The organism is Kordiimonas lipolytica, assembly GCF_001550065.1.
In genome coordinates this window covers 132,704-149,610 of sequence record NZ_LRUB01000002.1, presented here as the reverse complement: position 1 = coordinate 149,610, position 16,907 = coordinate 132,704, and the positions used below count along the sequence as shown (strand labels likewise).

General features: G+C 56.6%; 18 protein-coding genes. 13 read left to right on the top strand and 5 right to left on the bottom strand.

All coding sequences use genetic code 11. The features are described from left to right. The first annotated feature begins 66 nt into the window (after positions 1–66). From KORM41_RS00770 to KORM41_RS00750, 5 genes are all read left to right on the top strand, one after another. Positions 67–1,257: an aminotransferase class I/II-fold pyridoxal phosphate-dependent enzyme gene (locus KORM41_RS00770; RefSeq protein WP_197420910.1), complete on the top strand. Its 1,191-nt coding sequence runs from the start codon at positions 67–69 to the stop codon at positions 1,255–1,257. 1 nt (position 1,258) lies between these two features. After that, on the top strand, positions 1,259–1,945 hold the full coding sequence (bioD, locus tag KORM41_RS00765) for a dethiobiotin synthase (RefSeq protein ID WP_068143377.1): 687 nt from the start codon (positions 1,259–1,261) through the stop codon (positions 1,943–1,945). A 215-nt stretch (positions 1,946–2,160) separates the two neighbouring features. Continuing rightward, entirely contained in the window at positions 2,161–2,385 is a 225-nt protein-coding gene (locus KORM41_RS00760) for a hypothetical protein (RefSeq protein WP_068143374.1), read from the top strand. A gap of 262 nt (positions 2,386–2,647) precedes the next feature. Further along, positions 2,648–3,430, top strand: coding sequence for a helix-turn-helix transcriptional regulator (locus tag KORM41_RS00755; protein ID WP_068143373.1), 783 nt, complete (start codon positions 2,648–2,650; stop codon positions 3,428–3,430). Between the two features lie 161 nt (positions 3,431–3,591). Further along, positions 3,592–3,846 (top strand): sulfurtransferase TusA family protein, encoded by a 255-nt coding sequence (locus KORM41_RS00750; RefSeq protein WP_068143371.1) that lies wholly within the window; start codon positions 3,592–3,594, stop codon positions 3,844–3,846. 3 nt (positions 3,847–3,849) lie between these two features. Here the strand turns inward: KORM41_RS00750 and KORM41_RS00745 are convergent, their stop codons facing one another. The 4 genes from KORM41_RS00745 to KORM41_RS00730 form a co-directional block, all read right to left on the bottom strand. Next, entirely contained in the window at positions 3,850–4,098 is a 249-nt protein-coding gene (locus KORM41_RS00745; RefSeq protein ID WP_068143370.1) for a hypothetical protein, read from the bottom strand. Between the two features lie 7 nt (positions 4,099–4,105). Next, positions 4,106–4,873, bottom strand: coding sequence for a TIGR02186 family protein (locus tag KORM41_RS00740; RefSeq protein WP_068143368.1), 768 nt, complete (start codon positions 4,871–4,873; stop codon positions 4,106–4,108). Next, positions 4,873–5,814 carry a sulfite exporter TauE/SafE family protein gene (locus tag KORM41_RS00735; protein ID WP_068143367.1) on the bottom strand — a complete coding sequence of 314 codons (942 nt, stop codon included), beginning with the start codon at positions 5,812–5,814 and terminating at the stop codon, positions 4,873–4,875. Before KORM41_RS00735 ends, KORM41_RS00740 begins: the two co-directional genes overlap by 1 nt. Before the next feature lie 110 nt (positions 5,815–5,924). Then, positions 5,925–6,290 (bottom strand): DUF962 domain-containing protein, encoded by a 366-nt coding sequence (locus KORM41_RS00730; protein WP_068143364.1) that lies wholly within the window; start codon positions 6,288–6,290, stop codon positions 5,925–5,927. A gap of 217 nt (positions 6,291–6,507) precedes the next feature. Here KORM41_RS00730 and KORM41_RS00725 point away from each other — a divergent pair, with 217 nt between their 5' ends. The 7 genes from KORM41_RS00725 to KORM41_RS00695 all read left to right on the top strand — a co-directional run bounded on the left by KORM41_RS00725 (position 6,508) and on the right by KORM41_RS00695 (position 15,555). Continuing rightward, entirely contained in the window at positions 6,508–6,951 is a 444-nt protein-coding gene (locus KORM41_RS00725) for a MerR family transcriptional regulator (RefSeq protein WP_068143362.1), read from the top strand. Between the two features lie 49 nt (positions 6,952–7,000). Beyond that, positions 7,001–8,794 (top strand): acyl-CoA dehydrogenase C-terminal domain-containing protein, encoded by a 1,794-nt coding sequence (locus tag KORM41_RS00720; RefSeq protein ID WP_068143359.1) that lies wholly within the window; start codon positions 7,001–7,003, stop codon positions 8,792–8,794. Positions 8,795–8,824: 30 nt separating this feature from the next. Then, a complete protein-coding gene (locus tag KORM41_RS00715; RefSeq protein ID WP_068143357.1) occupies positions 8,825–10,030 on the top strand; it encodes an acetyl-CoA C-acetyltransferase in 1,206 nt (401 codons plus the stop codon). Positions 10,031–10,054: 24 nt separating this feature from the next. Then, positions 10,055–12,271 carry a 3-hydroxyacyl-CoA dehydrogenase NAD-binding domain-containing protein gene (locus KORM41_RS00710; RefSeq protein WP_068143355.1) on the top strand — a complete coding sequence of 739 codons (2,217 nt, stop codon included), beginning with the start codon at positions 10,055–10,057 and terminating at the stop codon, positions 12,269–12,271. Between the two features lie 106 nt (positions 12,272–12,377). Continuing rightward, positions 12,378–13,280, top strand: coding sequence for a hypothetical protein (locus KORM41_RS00705; RefSeq protein ID WP_068143353.1), 903 nt, complete (start codon positions 12,378–12,380; stop codon positions 13,278–13,280). 125 nt (positions 13,281–13,405) lie between these two features. Further along, positions 13,406–14,761 (top strand): DUF4910 domain-containing protein, encoded by a 1,356-nt coding sequence (locus KORM41_RS00700; protein WP_068143351.1) that lies wholly within the window; start codon positions 13,406–13,408, stop codon positions 14,759–14,761. After that, entirely contained in the window at positions 14,761–15,555 is a 795-nt protein-coding gene (locus KORM41_RS00695; RefSeq protein WP_068143349.1) for a formyltransferase family protein, read from the top strand. The genes KORM41_RS00700 and KORM41_RS00695 overlap by 1 nt, the downstream gene beginning before the upstream one ends. On the opposite strand, the gene KORM41_RS00690 is transcribed toward KORM41_RS00695, so the two are convergent. Then, a complete protein-coding gene (locus KORM41_RS00690) occupies positions 15,552–16,091 on the bottom strand; it encodes a Crp/Fnr family transcriptional regulator (protein WP_068143347.1) in 540 nt (179 codons plus the stop codon). The genes KORM41_RS00695 and KORM41_RS00690 overlap by 4 nt on opposite strands. 80 nt (positions 16,092–16,171) lie before the next feature. Here KORM41_RS00690 and KORM41_RS00685 point away from each other — a divergent pair, with 80 nt between their 5' ends. Then, the gene (locus tag KORM41_RS00685) at positions 16,172–16,906 is read left to right on the top strand and encodes an SDR family oxidoreductase (RefSeq protein WP_068143345.1); all 735 of its coding nucleotides are present in this window, start codon (positions 16,172–16,174) and stop codon (positions 16,904–16,906) included. Position 16,907: the final 1 nt, after the last annotated feature.

Here is a 16,907-nt window from a genome sequence, read left to right as displayed (position 1 = left end):
ATAGGCTGGGAAGTCAAGGAAAAACGGGCATTGACTGGGCCTTCCGCAGGCCTTAAGTCAGCCCCCATGCAACAGATCAAAAAGCCCCACCCCGCCATGCCAGACAGCCTGTCAGATTTTGCCCTTGGAAAGCTGGCTTCACTTGAAGCAAAAAACCAGCGGCGCACGCTTGTGGACACGGCGCGGTCCATGGCCATGGCGCTTTCAGTTGATGGTGGTGCGCCGCTTATCAGCTTCACGGACAATGACTATCTGGGTCTGTCAACCCACCCAGACGTTATCGACGCTGCCAAGGCAGCCGCAGACCAGTTCGGGGCCGGGGCCGGGGCCAGCCGCCTCGTGACCGGCAATCACCCGCTTTACCGCAAACTGGAACAGAAGATCGCTGCCCTCAAAGGCACAGAAGATGCTGCCGTGTTCGGGTCAGGCTATCTGGCGAACGTGGGCATTATCCCAACCCTTGTGGGCAAGGAAGACCTGATCATCGCAGATGAGCTGGTGCATACCTGCATCCACGCGGGCGTCCAGCTTTCACGCGCCACCGTGAAATTCTTCCGCCATAATGACGTGGGCCACGCGGCAGAATTGCTGGCGGAGCACAGAGCAGCTCATGGCCGCTGCCTAATGGTTGTGGACGGCGTCTATTCCATGGACGGCGACATCGCCCCCCTGAAGGAACTTGGCCTGCTTGCACAAAACCATGATGCCTGGCTTCTGGCAGATGACGCCCACGCACTGGGTACCATCGGTGGCGGGCGCGGGTCCATGCACGCCACTGGCGCTGAAGGCCTGGTGCCGCTGCAGATGGGAACGCTCTCGAAAGCTGTTGGCTCGTACGGCGGATACCTGGCTGCATCAAAGCCTGTGATTGACCTGATCAAGACCCGCGCACGGTCTTTCATCTATACGACGGGCCTGCCGCCTGCCGCCGTTGGTGCCAGCCTGAAAGCGCTTGAACTCATCGAAAACGACCAGGAAAAGGTCGCGCGCCCCGTCAAACTGGCGCGAACCTTTGCGGCTGCACTTGGCCTTCCAGCACCCGACACGCCCATCGTTCCCCTTGTGATTGGTACAGAGGCTGACGCGCTAGGGGCATCCGACGCACTGGCCACTGAAGGCTTCAAGGTGATCGCCTTCCGCCCGCCCACTGTGCCTGAAGGCACGTCGCGGCTCAGGTTCAGCTTTTCCGCGAGCCACCGGGATGCTGACGTCGACAGGCTGATTGCCGTATGCAAAAAACTTGGTTTGGGAGACTGATATGGCTGGACTTTTCATCACATCCTCCGGCACTGAGATCGGCAAGACACTTGTGACCGCAGCACTGTGCCATCAGGCCCGCGAAATGGGCATGGATCTGACAGCCCTGAAGCCCATTATCAGCGGCTTTGACGACAACACCATGGCTGAAAGCGACACGGCTGTGATCGCCAAAGCGCTTGGACTGCCCATCCACGCCGACACGCTGGACCAGATCTCACCGTTCCGCTTCAAGGCCCCGCTGGCCCCTACGATGGCGGCAAAGGCAGAAAGCCGCACGCTTGAATATGATGCCGTGATCAGCACATGCAGGAAAGCCCTTGAGGCTGATACTTTCACGCTTATCGAGGGCGTTGGCGGATCTTTTGTGCCGCTCACCGGCGACCGGCTTGTGGCCGACTGGATCGCGGACCTTGGGCTTGAAAGCCTGCTGGTGGTCGGCAGTTACCTGGGCACCATTTCCCACACCATCAGTACAGTGGAGGCCATGCAGGCGCGCGGGCTAAAGGTGCGGGGTATCATTGTCAGTGAAAGCGCGCCCGGCACGATCTATGACAACCCTGACCTGTCCGAGACGGCAGAGGAGATCGAGGGCCTGACCAACCTACCGGTTGCGACTATTCCCCGTATTCAGGCAACCGACCCGTGGCGCCATGCGCCAGCACTACTGCATCTGCTTGAGGCCTGAACGGGCAAGCACCCTCCTGCCCCAATTTGACACGGCAAGCCTTACCAACAGGCGGCAGCTTTCACCCGGCAGCTTTGTCCGCTCTCACGCCTGACGGGTGACACAATAGCGGGCATATCCCCCCAACCCCTTGAAAACCCTAAAGGCCAAAAGTTGGCACGCCTGTTGCTCATAAGGAGGGCAAGTTTCAAACGCCGCTTCGAGGAGTTAATCAGATGCAACAGTCCCAGCCATTCGACCCAAACTTTTATTTTGGTCTCGTCGCCGAGAACCTTTTGAAGAATTTGGGCCCCAAGGCGCTCGACTATGCGGATGAGGCGCTTTCCAAGATGAAGGCAATTGGTGACGACGAGGGTTTCGACCTGTGGCTATCGATTCATGAGCATCTGACCACGATCGCAGCAGGTTCGTTCAAACCCAACCGGGCCGTTGTTCACTAGGCACCAGTTTCAGTTTTGAGTTTGCGGACGGAACATCTCTCAGCACCCGGCACCCAACCGTTCCGTCCGTTTTACCGGGAACACCCAACCCGGTAAAAGCCCGCCCTCACCCAGGGCGGGCTTTATTTATGGCCACCAGAAATAATCACGATCAAGGGGCGACATTGTTCGGTGAAATGTATATATTTCGTTTAATTGGCGGCTGTTCTGCTCATTGTTACAAATAATAAAGCAATACCGATCACCAAACGGAGACTCTTTTGTGGAAAGTGTCAGCACCCTGATCGGCCAACTGGAGGCGGTCGATACCAGCCATGATGTATGGCAGCTGTTTCTTGATTTTGTTGGCGAGCGTGGCTTTAAATGCGCCACTTATGGCTATAGCTATGCACCCATCAATTCCCGAATTGTAACTGAAAACGGCAAAGATACACACGTCCGGGTGTCGTTGGCAGGCAGAACCTGGATCACCAGCATGCCCAAAGAAGGCGTCGAGGAATATCTGAGCCGCAAATACGAAAAGGTGGACCCGATGATCCACCAGATCGAACGCCGGTCCATGCAGCCACTTTACATGGCGCGCGACCTTCTGGACCCTCGCGATCCCAATTTCGAAGGCTTCGATTTCATTCTGCAACGAGCCGAGCATTATGGCATCTTTTCTGCCGTCGGCTTCCCGCTCAGGCATCCGTTTGGGCGCGGCCATGGGGAAGTGACACTGCACTGCGAAAAGCGGATTGGTGACCTCAAGAACATCATGCGAATGCACGGCGACGAGGTGCATCTGGCAAGCCTTTATATGCACACCTTCTATCAGCCGCTGGAGCGCACCGAGCGTGCCGCAAGCGTCGGCATCAAGGGACGCCCGCTCGAAGTCCTGCAGCAACTGAACGCGGGCCTTACAAACGGCCAGATCGCCGAACGCCTTGGCGTCAGCGCACCAACGGTCTCCTTTCACATCAAGGAACTGAAAGACGCGCTTGAGGTCACCTCCACCCGCGAGATCCTACCAAGCGCCCTTCGCCTTGGCATTCTCGAAGACTGACCTCATCAAACGGCGAAGACCGCCTTGCCATACCCCCGCCCGGCTTCTATATAGCGCGCCTGTTAACGCGCTATTGAGAAATGGCCATTAAACTCAAAGCCAAGGTAGCGCCCGGTTAAACCGCGGCGATCCTGTCACCCATTGGGTTAGGGTTATGAATAATGGATGATACCGACGAACGGTTCGCAGCTCATCTGGACGTTTCAGGCATGTTATGCCCGATGCCGATCCTTCGCGCCCGGCGAAAGCTGGATGATCTTGCCCCCGGCGATATGCTGCTGCTGACCGCAACTGATCCGGCCGTGGTTCAGGATATGCCAGCCTTTTGTTCAATGGCTGGCCATACACTGGTGATGGCACGCGTTGAAGGTGACAAATATTTATTTGAGATCAGGAAAGGCAGTAGCGAGCGTTAATCGCTATAGCTTTGCGCCGCAATGGGGGCAGGCAAAGCGTTTGTTCCAGGCGTGCAAGATACCGTTCTTATCTTTGTAAACCTCAAGCCCACAAGCCGGGCATTTTTTCTGTTGCTCGGCATATAGACGCGCAAACAGTGCCGCCCACGCAAAGAAGCAAAAAACCGCAAACCAAACAGAGGGCCAGTGTGATACTCCAGCAACCGTAATCACCAGCAACAGCAAGAAAAAAAGTTTGTTCGCGCGGCTCATGAAAATTCTATTTCTTGCCCAGCACACCAGCAAGCCAACCGGCAGCAAGCGCCACAATAACGGCCACAATGCCGTACCAGAAGGGATAGCCGTGAGCGAAATTATAGGCCGCCCGCTCAAAGCCTTCTTTGTCCACAGTCAGGCTGATCCGGTTTCTGGACCGCATGCTACCGTGCTGGAAAATAAAGGTTTCCACAATAAACTCGCCAACCGGCACATTGGCGGGCAGGTGCACATTGGTGCGAAACAGACCCTGGCCGATAATCGCGACTTCGTCCTTTTCCTGCCGGTAAAGGCCATCACCGCTTCTGAGACGGAAAAGCGCCTCGCGAAATTCTGGATCAGGCATCATCAGGCCATTGCCACTGTCTGCCACCAGCGGCAAGTTATGGAAACCAATGCCGTATGACGCGAAAGCAACCGGATTGGCAATTTCATTGAGCGGGCGCGTGGCCGCCACCGCATAATAACCAGGCGCACTTGGGAAGCGCATATCATCTGCGTTGACCCAGATGGCGCCTACCCTGGCCTTCTTGCGCACAACCGCAGGCGCTTCAGGACCACGCACCACAATGACCACGTCATAGTCTTCCTGCCGCACATCAATGTTGGTGGACCCGACAGCGCCGAAAAGGATCAGTTCGGCGCCAGAGAAGCTGTAGCGAATTTCGATCCGCTTGTTCGATAGATCCGTCACCAGGGCATGCGCAGATGAGCTTGGCACCAGTGCCAGGCCAAGCAGCAACATGAGGGCCATTGCCTTCCTGATCGCCATCAGTGCCGCTCCCCGATTTCCTCGAGGTCTGCGACCGAATAAAGCTCTGGCGGTTCAACCACCAGCGCCACAGCCATCTTTGCGCACACAAGTAGCACCATCAGCGCCAGAAGCGCGCGAAGCTGTTCAGCTTTCAGCTTCATACCGATCCGGGCGCCGATTTGGGCGCCGATCACGGCCCCCGGCAGCAACAGGATCGCAAGAAAGATGTCCACCGTCTGGGTATTCACCGAATGGAAAATGGTGGTCAGGGCCGTCACAAATATGATCTGGAACAGCGAGGTGCCGATCACCACGTTGGTTGGCATCGCAAGGATATAGATCATGGCGGGCACCATCACGAAACCGCCGCCCACGCCCATGATGGCTGAAAGCACACCAACAAAGAAGCCGATCAACAGCGGCAGCAGCGCCGAAATATAGAGCCGGGATTTGCGAAACCTCATCTTGAAAGGTAGCGCGTGAATCCAGGCCTTGTGCCTTTCCTCGCGGGGTTTCCGCGGCGGCACATAGCCGCGCCGCTGGCGCATGATCGCCCGCATGCTTTCCCAGAACATCAGGCCGCCAATGAGCCCGAGGAACACTACATAGGCGATCGAGATCATCAGATCGACCTGCCCGAGCGATCGCAAATAGGTGAAGATTTCAGCGCCGATGAAAGCGCCCACCGCGCCGCCCGCAATCAACACAACGCCCATTTTCACATCGACGCCCTGACGGCGCCAATGAGCAATCACGCCCGATACGCTCGCTGCGGTAATCTGATTCGACTGGGTCGCCACAGCAACGGCCGGCGGCACGCCTGCGAAAATCAGTAGCGGTGTCATCAGGAAGCCGCCGCCCACGCCAAAGATGCCGGACAAAAGGCCCACAAGGGCGCCCATGCCCATGACAACAAAGACATTCATCGACAGTTCTGCAATGGGTAGATACAGAGGCATGCTGCTTCGGATTCCAAAAGATGGACCGCGGACGACTTAAGGCTAAGACCTACCGAAACTAATTGTAAAATGCAAACAAAGGCCTAACGAAATAGGGCCTTTATGTGCCTTTACGCGCCAGTGACGCCTTTGCTGTTGCGGCGACCATACTGTGCAAGCGCATCTTCAAGTGCCGGGCCAAGCCTTCCAGTGATCCAAAGGCTGTACATTTTATAGTCCCCGATCAGGGACCATTTCCAATAATCAAATGTCGCAGGCTTGTTCTTCTCAAACACGAAATGGCCAACCCAGGCAAAGCTGTAGCCACACAGCGGCACCACCAGAAGCAGCCACCAATTCTGGCTGTAAAGGGCATAAAGCAAAACCAGTGTCGCCAATGTTGTGCCCATATAATGGAGCGCCCGACACACCGGGTCGGCGTGTTCGGCCAGATAGTAAGGGAAAAACTCCCGGAAACTGTCAAATTTTGGTGCCATTTTCTCTCCCCTTCGCAGGCTATTGCGGCCAAAGCCTCCCCCAAGGCCTCGAGTCGCACCTTCTTCAGCCATTGAAATATACCATTTCGGCCGAAATCAAACTCATGCGTCCAGAAAATATAAAGGATTTCCAAGAGTCTAGCAATTGTGATCGGATCAAGGTTGACGTTAACGTAAACGTCAACTATCTAATGGGGCACATTAGAGGGAACCTTTCATGCCTGCAGACAAGCCAAAAACATACTCTATCAAAGAGCTGGCCTGCGACTTCGGCGTGACGCCAAGAACGCTTCGTCACTATGAGGACCAGGGCCTGATTTCGCCCGAGCGCCAGGGCCAGAACCGCATCTACAGCGCTGAGGACCGCGTGCGCCTTGCCTGGATTTTGCGCGGCAAGCGCGTGGGCTTTTCACTGTCAGAGATCGGCGAGATGCTTGATCTCTACAATGTCGGCGATGGCCGCGAGACCCAGCGCGCCGTGACGGCTGAGCGCTGCCGCGAGCGTATTCGCGCACTGGAAGCCCAGCGGGACGACATCAACGCCACCATCGAGGAGCTTCAAGAATTCAGCGAGCTGATCTCCAATCTGGTCCGCGACAAGGACCGCGGCCTTTGGGTACGCCGGGACACCGGTGAACCGCTCGGTAAATATCAGCCGTAACAGACATTCATCGATTCATCAGAACACACAACATAGTTGAGGACCTAAAATGCCAATCTATCGCGCCCCTGTGAAAGACCAGCTCTTCATCCTGAATGAAGTGCTGAATATCGGCAAATATTCCAACCTGCCGGGCTATTCGGAAGCGACCCCAGACCTTGTGAGCGCCATCCTTGAGGAAGGCGCCAAATTCTGTGAGAACGAGCTTCAGCCGCTCAATTATTCCGGCGATCGCGAAGGCTGCACCCGTCATGAAGACGGCTCTGTCACCACGCCCAAGGGTTTCAAGGAAGCCTATCAGAAGTTCATTGAGAACGGCTGGCCAAGCCTGACGTCTGACCCTGAATATGGTGGTCAGGGCATGCCGCATGTGCTGGGCTTCTGCTTTGAAGAAATGATGATCAGCTCGAACCACGCTTTTGCCATGTATCCAGGCTTGGCCGCCGGCGCGCAAGCTGCGATCAGCATCGACGGGTCGGACGAACAGAAACAGACCTACCTGCCGAAAATGATCACCGGCGAATGGACCGGCACCATGAACCTGACGGAACCGCACTGCGGTACCGACCTGGGTATGCTGCGCACCAAAGCCGAGCCCAATGCAGATGGCTCCTACGCCATTTCCGGCACGAAAATCTTCATCTCCGCCGGCGACCACGACATGGCGGAAAACATCATCCACCTGGTGCTGGCGCGCCTGCCCGATGCCCCGAAGGGCGTGAAGGGTATCTCCCTCTTTATTGTGCCGAAATACAAGCTGAACGCAGACGGTACGCCGGGTGAATTCAACAATGTGAATGTGGCCTCCATCGAAGAAAAGATGGGTATTCACGGCAACTCCACGTGCGTTCTGAACTATGAGGGCTCCGAAGGCTATCTGATCGGCGAGCCGCACAAGGGTCTGAAGTCCATGTTCATCATGATGAACGCAGCACGGATCGGCGTTGGCATGCAGGGCCTTGCGAACTCTGAAGTCGCCTACCAGAACGCTGTTGAATACGCCCGCGACCGCATCCAGGGCCGCTCGCTCACGGGGCCGAAGAACCCGGACGGCCCGGCGGACCCGATTATCGTACATCCTGACGTGCGCCGCATGCTGATGAACGCCAAGGCGTTCAATGAGGCATCCCGCGCCGCCAGCCTATGGTGTGGCTTGCTCGTTGACCTTGTGCACAAGGCCGAAACCGAAGAAGAGCGCCAATGGGCGGACGATATGATCGGCCTCCTGACGCCAATCATCAAAGGCGTCTTCACCGACCGCGGCTTTGAGTATTGCGTGTCCAGCCAGCAGATCTTTGGTGGCCATGGCTATATCGCTGAAACCGGCATGGAACAGTTCGTGCGCGATGCCCGCATTGCACAAATCTATGAAGGCGCAAACGGCATCCAGGCGCTTGACCTGGTGGGCCGCAAGCTGCCAGCCAACGGTGGCCGCGCGATGCAGGCCTTCTTCAAATATGCCGGTGAAATCCGCGAAAGCGCCAAGGGCGACGACCGCCTGCGTCCATTCACTGACGCGCTTGGCTCTGGCCTGAAAGACCTTCAGCAAGCCACCATGTGGCTGATGCAAAACGGCATGGCCAACCCGGACAATGCCGGGGCCGCCTCCACGCCTTACATGCACCTCTTTGGTCATGTGCTTCTGGGCCTGATGTGGACCCAGATGGCAAAAGTTTCCACTGATGCGCTGGACGCGGGCACATCCGATCCTACCTTCTATGAGAACAAGCTGGCCACGGGTCGCTACTATATGAAGCGCCGCATGCCAGAGATCAAAGCATTGCTCGCTGAGCTTGAGACTGGCGCCGACGACGTCATGGCGCTCGACGCAGCGAACTTCTAAGCATAGGGATCCAAGGGGAGTTAATCCAAAATGACCGAAGCCTATATTTATGATGCCGTCAGGACGCCACGGGGCCGTGGCCGCAAGGATGGCAGCCTTCACGAAATCACACCGATCCAGCTGGCGACACAGGTTCTGCAGGCGGTGCGTGACAGGAACGAGATCGACACTGAAAATGTGGATGACATCGCTTTTGGCTGTGTTTCCCCTGTAGGTGAGCAAGGGGCGGATATCGCCCGCGTTGCCGCGATCAACGCAGGTTACGCTGAGACGACAGCTGGTTTTCAGGTAAACCGCTTCTGTGCCTCTGGCCTTGAAGCAACCAACATCGCGGCCGCAAAAATCATGTCAGGCGAGGCCGACATGGCCATCGGCGGCGGTGTCGAAAGCATGAGCCGCGTGCCTATGGGCAGCGACGGCGGCGCATGGCCAGTTGACCCATCTGTCGCTTTCCACAGCTATTTCGTACCGCAAGGTGTTTCGGCTGACCTTATCGCCACCAAATACGGCCACAGCCGCGATGACGTAGATGCCTATGCTGTTGAAAGCCAGAAGCGTGCGAAAATGGCTTGGGACGAAGGCCGTTTCTCCAAGTCCATCGTGCCGGTCAAGGACGTTGTCGGCATGACTGTGCTGGACCATGACGAGTTCATGCGCCCAGAGACAACCATGCAAAGCCTTGGCGCCCTGAAGCCAAGCTTCGTGCAGATGGGCGAGTTCGGCTTCGACAATGTGGCCCTACAGAAATACCCTGAGTATGAGCGCATCAACCACGTGCATCATGCGGGCAACTCTTCCGGCATCGTGGACGGTGCCGCTGCTATCCTTCTCGGCAGCAAGGAAATGGGGGAGAAGTTCGGCCTGAAGCCTCGTGCCCGCATCCGTTCAATGGCGTCTATCGGCTCTGAGCCAACTATCATGCTGACAGGCCCTGAATTCGCGGCCCAGAAAGCCCTTAAGCGCGCCGGCATGGACAAATCCGATATTGATGTGTGGGAGCTTAACGAAGCCTTCGCGTCTGTTGTTCTGCGTTTCATGGAAGCGCTGGATATCGACCATAGCGACATCAACGTGAACGGCGGCGCAATCGCCATGGGCCACCCGCTCGGCGCGACCGGCGCAATGATCCTGGGTACGGTTCTCGATGAGCTGGAGCGCTCCGGCAAATCCACCGCGCTCGCAACACTTTGCATCGGCGCCGGCATGGGCACCGCAACCATCATCGAACGTGTTTAAGAAGCGCAAGGGGAGTTTAAACCAATGACTGAGACCATCCGCTATGAAGTAGACGGCGACGGCATCGCGCTTCTGACGATCGACCTGCCAAACGCCAACATGAATGTTTTCAACGCGCAACTCATTGAAGATCTGGACGCGTGTGTGGACAAAGTGCTGGCCGACGAAAACGTCAAGGGCGCTGTAATCACCTCCGGCAAGGATGCGTTCCTCGCTGGCGCTGACCTCAATATGCTCGGCAGCGCGGACGCCAACCAGACGCCTGAGCAGGCGTTTGAGAACGCTTTCCGTCTGAACAAAATTTTCCGCAAAATGGAAACTGGCGACAAAGACCGCAAGGTACTGATGAAGGAAGGCACCAAGCCTTTCGCAGCAGCCGTGAACGGCCTCGCGCTCGGCGGCGGGTTCGAGCTGGTGCTTGCCTGCCACCACCGCGTGATCTCCGACACCCCTGCCATGCAACTTGGCTTCCCAGAAGTGATGGTTGGCCTGCTGCCTGGTGCTGGCGGCACTCAGCGCCTGCCACGCCTGACGGGCATTCAGGCAGCGGCGCAAGCCATCACCACCGGCAAGCCATATAATGGCCAGATCGCCATGGGCCTTGGCATCGTTCAGGAAATGGTGCCCACCGACCAGGTTGTCGCTAAGGCCAAGGAATGGGTCAAGAAAACGCCATCCGCGCTTGCCCCATGGGACAAGAAAGGCTTCAAATATCCGGGCGGTGCAGGTGCCATGAACCCGGCGGCCGTTCAGACCTTCATTGGCGCGAACGCCATGGCGCAAAAGCAGACACAGCACAACTACCCAGCTGTGGAAGCGATTCTCTCGTGCCTTTATGAAGGAGGCATTGTTGATTTCGACACCGCAATCCGGATCGAGAGCAAATATTTCATGAAGCTCCTCTCGGGCCCTGTGGCACCGAACATGATCCGCAGCCTGTTCATCAACAAGCAGGCCGTTGAAAAGGGTTCGCTCCGCCCCGCTGGGTTTGAGCGCAAGAAAGTGAAGCGCCTTGGTATGCTGGGCGCGGGCCTGATGGGCGCAGGTGTTGCCTATGTTTCCGCAAAAGCCGGCATGGAAGTGGTGCTTCTGGACCGCGACATGGCCGCTGCTGAAAAAGGCAAGGACTATAGCCGCAACCTGGTCAAGAAAGGCATGGAGCGCGGCAAGGTAACCCAGGAAAAGGGCGACGCCCTTCTTGAGCGCATCATCCCGACCGACAATTACGACGACCTGAAGGATTGCGACCTGATCATCGAGGCCGTGTTTGAGGCCGAAGACATCAAGAAGGACGTTACGGAAAAGACCGAAGCGGTTATCGGCAAGGATGTAGTGTTCGCCTCGAACACCTCCACACTGCCGATCACGGGCCTGGCGAAAAACTTCACCCGCCCGCACCAGTTCATCGGCATTCACTTCTTCTCGCCGGTGGACAAAATGCCGCTTGTTGAGATCATCATGGGTGAAAAGACCGACGACGCAACGCTTGCGCTCGCGCTCGATTATGTCTCCCAGATCAAGAAGACCCCGATTGTCGTGAACGACAGCCGCGGCTTCTACACCAGCCGCTGCTTCGGCACCTACGTGCAGGAAGGCTATGCGATGGTCAAGGAAGGCGTGAACCCGGCGCTCATCGAGAACGCAGGCAAGATGGCCGGCATGCCGGTTGGCCCGCTGGCGGTTGGCGACGAAGTGGCGATCGACCTTTCCTACAAAGTGGGCATGGCGACAAGGAAAGCCCTTGGCGACAAATATGTCCCAAGCCCTGCTGACGGGTTCGTTGAAACCATGGTGGAAAAGCTGGAGCGCTTCGGCCGCAAGAACGGCAAGGGTGCCTATGACTATCCGACCGACGGTAGCCCCAAGCACCTGTGGCCTGGCCTTGCCGAGCACTTCCCGCTGGCGGACGACCAGCCAAGCGTTGACGAGGTGAAATCCCGCCTGATGGTGCGCATGGCTGTTGAATGCGCGCGCTGCTTCGAGGAAGGCGTCCTGCGCGACACGGCCTCGGGCGACATCGGCGCCATCTTCGGCTGGGGCTTCGCGCCCTTCACCGGCGGCCCGTTCAGCTTCATCGACACCATGGGCGTGGATGAGTTCGTGGCAGAAGCCGACCGCCTGGCGCAAGCCTACGGTGCCCGCTTCACGCCGCCGCAGCTTCTGCGCGACATGGCCGACAAGGGCGAGACCTTCTACACGAAGGGCGACAGCCGCGGGAAAATCCCGGCCAAGGCTGCGTAAAACAGATCAGCCAGTTAAATGTCAGTTTCTGGCGCTGTATCGAGTATCAAAGGGGTCGCTTAGGCGGCCCCTTTTTGTTAGCGTGCTGGAAACCATGGGGGAAATAATGAAATTCTTGCTCTTTCTGATCGCCGGTTTTCTGATCACAAACTCGCCCGCCACCGCGACACAAAACCCTGCCTCGCTAGAACAAATTAACTACACAGCTATAACACCGCTCAAAGCAATTTATTCTGAGGCCGAGGTCGCAGTTTACACAGCGAAACTCAATAATTGGCTCAACGCAAACATTGATAGAATCTCAGAAGATCGCCTACCCCAAATTCGTGAACACCTGTATTACCTGATCAATTCTCACAATAAGAACCAATATGGCGGGGTTGCAACCGCACCAATAGGCGAACCGGACCTTATATTGGCCACGCTCTTTTCATGGGCGGAGCGGTTAGGTGTTTATGGTGGGTCTATGGTTTATGAAGCAGTCAAGCCATTGAAGATGGGACCAATCCCCTCTTCTCGCCATGTACCAGATTCATTCACTCTCACCTTTGAAAATGGCATGCTTCAAGTTGGCTCCAAAACAGGAGCATGGCATACGCGAGTTCCTTACTATTTTATGGTTGGCGACTTGCGCGATTTCACAGCCAACAATGGCCAACAGACCCAATTGGCGATTATATCCACGGGCTCGGCGCACCATGAAGGCAAAGACGGGCATTCACAAGCGACCCTGATGCTTATCTACACCGCAGATTCTGACGAAGAAAAGTTCAAGTCTTTCTGGACGCAGCAATTTGGAATGTCCGCTGGGACAACCAAACTGAAAATCCCAAGCACACCACTTACCAGCGATCATATTCTGGATGAGGCCACAGCTTTGCACAAAGAATTTGTATCTTGGCCTACATCGAATGGCGTTATCGGCGTCGCATATATGGGGATAAACGGTACATACCAGCATAATCGGCCCCATTTCTCTGAGTTTTTGGCCGCCATTCAGACAAAGTGAGCCCTAGGGAAGGACAGCCCTGTTAGTTGTTTGTTTTGACCTTACGACATCGTTGGCATGGTGCTTGCTGAGCTTTAGATCGAAGAAAACCATATTTTTCAGAAATTTGAGTGTAGGCTTCTTGCATGTTTGACCGCTTTCAGACGGATTTCGACCTCCTTGACCAGAGTTTCGACCACCTTTTTCCGCTTTTCCGTTCGATCACCGGGCCGGGAATTGAGGCGTCCATCGACTATTTCAGGCAATTTATGCCCCTGGAAGTCAAAAAGATTCCTACCGGTTCGGAGGTGTTCGACTGGACGGTGCCGCCTGAGTGGCACTGCAAGCGAGCCCGCCTTTGGGCGCCCGACGGCACGCTTCTATGCGACACAGAGGTGAACAACCTGTCGGTCGTGAACTATGCGGAGCCGGTGGACGGCACCTTCAGCCTTGAAGAACTAGAGCCGCATCTCCACAGCCTGCCCGATCTTCCCGACGCCATCCCGTATGTGACAAGCTACTATAAGCGCACCTGGGGCTTTTGCATGAGCCACGAGACGCGGCAATCGTTGCAGCCCGGCCAGTACCGTGTGTTGATCGAGAGCGACTTCAAGGACGGCGGCGTTCCCTACGCCACGTGCGTTTTGCCCGGCGACAGCGACAGGGAAATCATGCTGACAAGCTATCTGTGCCACCCGTCGCTGGCCAACAATGAGCTGAGCGGTCCGCTGACGCTTCTCGCACTCTATCGCCGCATCAAGGCTTGGCCCAAGCGGCGCTATAGCTATCGCTTCGTGCTAAATCCAGAGACCATCGGGTCTCTTTGCTTCCTCTATGATTATCACAACCACCTTCGGGAAAAGCTGGAAGCGGGCCTGATTGTGACCTGTATCGGCGGCGGCGCACCCGGCCTGCGCTATAAGGCCAGCCGACGCGGCAACAGCCTTTTTGATTCGTTGGCCATGCGCTTCACGAATGGGAAAGAAGAAGGCCCTTTGCCATTCAGCTATATGGATTTCACCCCCACCGGCGGCAGTGATGAACGGCAATATTGTGCGCCCGGCTTTAACCTGCCGATGGGACAGGTGGCACGCGCAGCATATGGATTTTATGACGGCTACCACAATTCGCACGACACCAAAGACTTCATGGGCATCGACAATCTTGTGGAAAGCGTTGACGCGCTAGAACACTTCCTGTCACTTGGTGAGATTGCTGGCAACCCGGTCAATCATTCGCCTTTTGGCGAACCACAGCTTGGGAAACGTAATCTCTACCCCAACATGAATTCCGAAAAGACACGATCGGATTCAAACGATGCCTTGTCAGACGGTCGAACCAGCCTGGAGCGGCTTCTGTGGGTTCTCAATATGGCGGACGGGCAAACCTCCCTTGCGGAAATTGCCGACAAGTGCGGTTGCAGCATTGGCGAGTTGAAGGGCATCATTGAACGGTTGGAAGAAGAAAAGCTGATTTCCTATCACCAGAAGGACCCTGTCTGATGAAAATCGTTTTCTTCACCGGCAATCACAGGCGTCACGCCTTCATGGCTCGCACCCTAGCCGCCACCGGCCACCTGGCAGCCATCATTCGCGAGGAGCGCGCCTTGTTCCTGCCGGAGCCGCCGGAAGATCTCGCACCCGACCTGCAGGCCCTGTACCGAACGCATTTCGAACGCCATATCGCCAGCGAAGAAAAGTTCTACGGCCTGGCCGAATGGCCCGATGTGCCGCTGATGTCCATTGACCCGGCCGACTGTAATAGCAAAGAAGTGCAGGCTTTCATCAAGAAGCAGGCACCCGATCTCTTGTTGTCCTATGGCTGCCACAAGCTGTCGGACGAAACGCTGGCTTGTGCCACGAGCGAGCGCTGGAACATCCATGGCGGCCTGTCCCCCTGGTACAAGGGCGCTATTACTCATTTCTGGCCCAGTTACATGCTGGAGCCGCAGATGACCGGCATGACACTGCATGATCTGACCAACCAACTGGACGCTGGTGCCGTAGTTCACCAATGCGTCGCCGAACTGGTTCGCGGCGATGGCCTGCATGACCTGGCCTGTCGCGCCGTTTTGAGCCTGGCAGCCGACCTGCCTGCGCTTGTCGCGCGCCTCGCGGCCGGGCACGAGATTGCCAAAAAAGACCACAAGACATCCGGCAAGCTTTGGCCATCCGGAGATTGGAGGCCCGAACACCTTAGGATGGTCTATGAAGTGTACGGTGATCGGATTGTCGATATGTATCTAGACGGCAAGATCGAACAGCGCGCGCCGAGCCTGCATCGCCAGCCTCTTTAAGTCGCGCCCCGTTCAGCAAGCCGCTTCTTGATCCGACTAAGGGCCACAGGCGTGATGCCAAGATAAAGCGCGATGTCCTGCTGGGGCACGCGTGACGTCAGCTCAGGCATGCGCTTTAGCAGGCGTCGGTAGCGTTCCTCGGCCGACAGGCACAGAAGTTCATATTCCCGGCGCTCTTTCTTCATCGCAAGTTCCAGGAGCAGGCCGGTCACCATGTCTGATAATGCGGGCGAATGCGCTGCCTTCTCACGCAGGGCACTAAAAGAGAAGCGCATCAATGTGCAATCCTCAAGGCACACAAGGCTGAAGGTATTGGGTTCCGCCGCAACCGCTGCCGTCAGGCTGCCGATCACCTTGCCCTGATCCATGAAAGACTTGATCTGCTCCCCACCGCTTTCTGTCAGGTAATAGGCCTTGAGGAAACCCGCCTTCACGAAATAAAGGCTGCGGTCCGCGTCGCCCTGCCGAAAGACATGGTCACCCCGCACAAACTGGCGCGTCTCTGCATGCTCATTCAGGAATTCGGAAAAATCCATCGCCTCTTAACCCAGGTTAATGCCGCCCCATTGGCCGCGCCTTATGGTCCGCACACAAATAAGGAACAAGCGAGGCGAAAATGCAATTTCAATTGAAGGATAAGCGGATTCTGGTCACGGGCGGCACGTCGGGCGTGGGGCGCGCGCTTGTGGAGATGCTCTGCCATGAAAACCAGGTGATCGTACTGGGCCGTAGCAAAGAGAAACTTCAGAAACTGGCACAGGCCGCGCCAAATGTTACGACCATCCGCGCCGACCTTACAGACCTTCAGGCCTTGCGCGCCGCAATCAAGCACCTGCAAACTTTGGGGCCAATTGATGTCCTGATCAACAATGCCGCCATCCAGCATACGCCCCTGTTCACGGACCCGGGTTTCAACCCAGCATCCATCGCGGAAGAGGTCACGACCAATTTCACCAGCGTCTGCTACCTGATCCATGGCCTGCTGCCCTGCCTTGAGGCCGCAGGAGACGCCCGCATCCTGAATATCAACTCAGCCCTCGGCTTGGTACCAAAGAAAAGCTCTGCTGTTTACTGCGCCACCAAAGGCGCGCTCAACATCCTGACGCAGTCGCTGAGGTATCAGCTTGAAGACACGGGGGTTGAGATTCAGCAGGCTTTCCTGCCCCTTGTTGACACGGCCATGACCACAGGCCGGGGCAGCGGCAAGATATCCCCGTTGGAGGCCGCGCAGGGCATCCTAAAGGGGCTTGAGCGCGGGACTCCGGACAACTTCATTGGCAAAGTGAAATTGCTGATGTTCATCCGCCGCCTGAGCCCGGCACTGGCCGCACGCATCCTGAAGGGAGCATGAC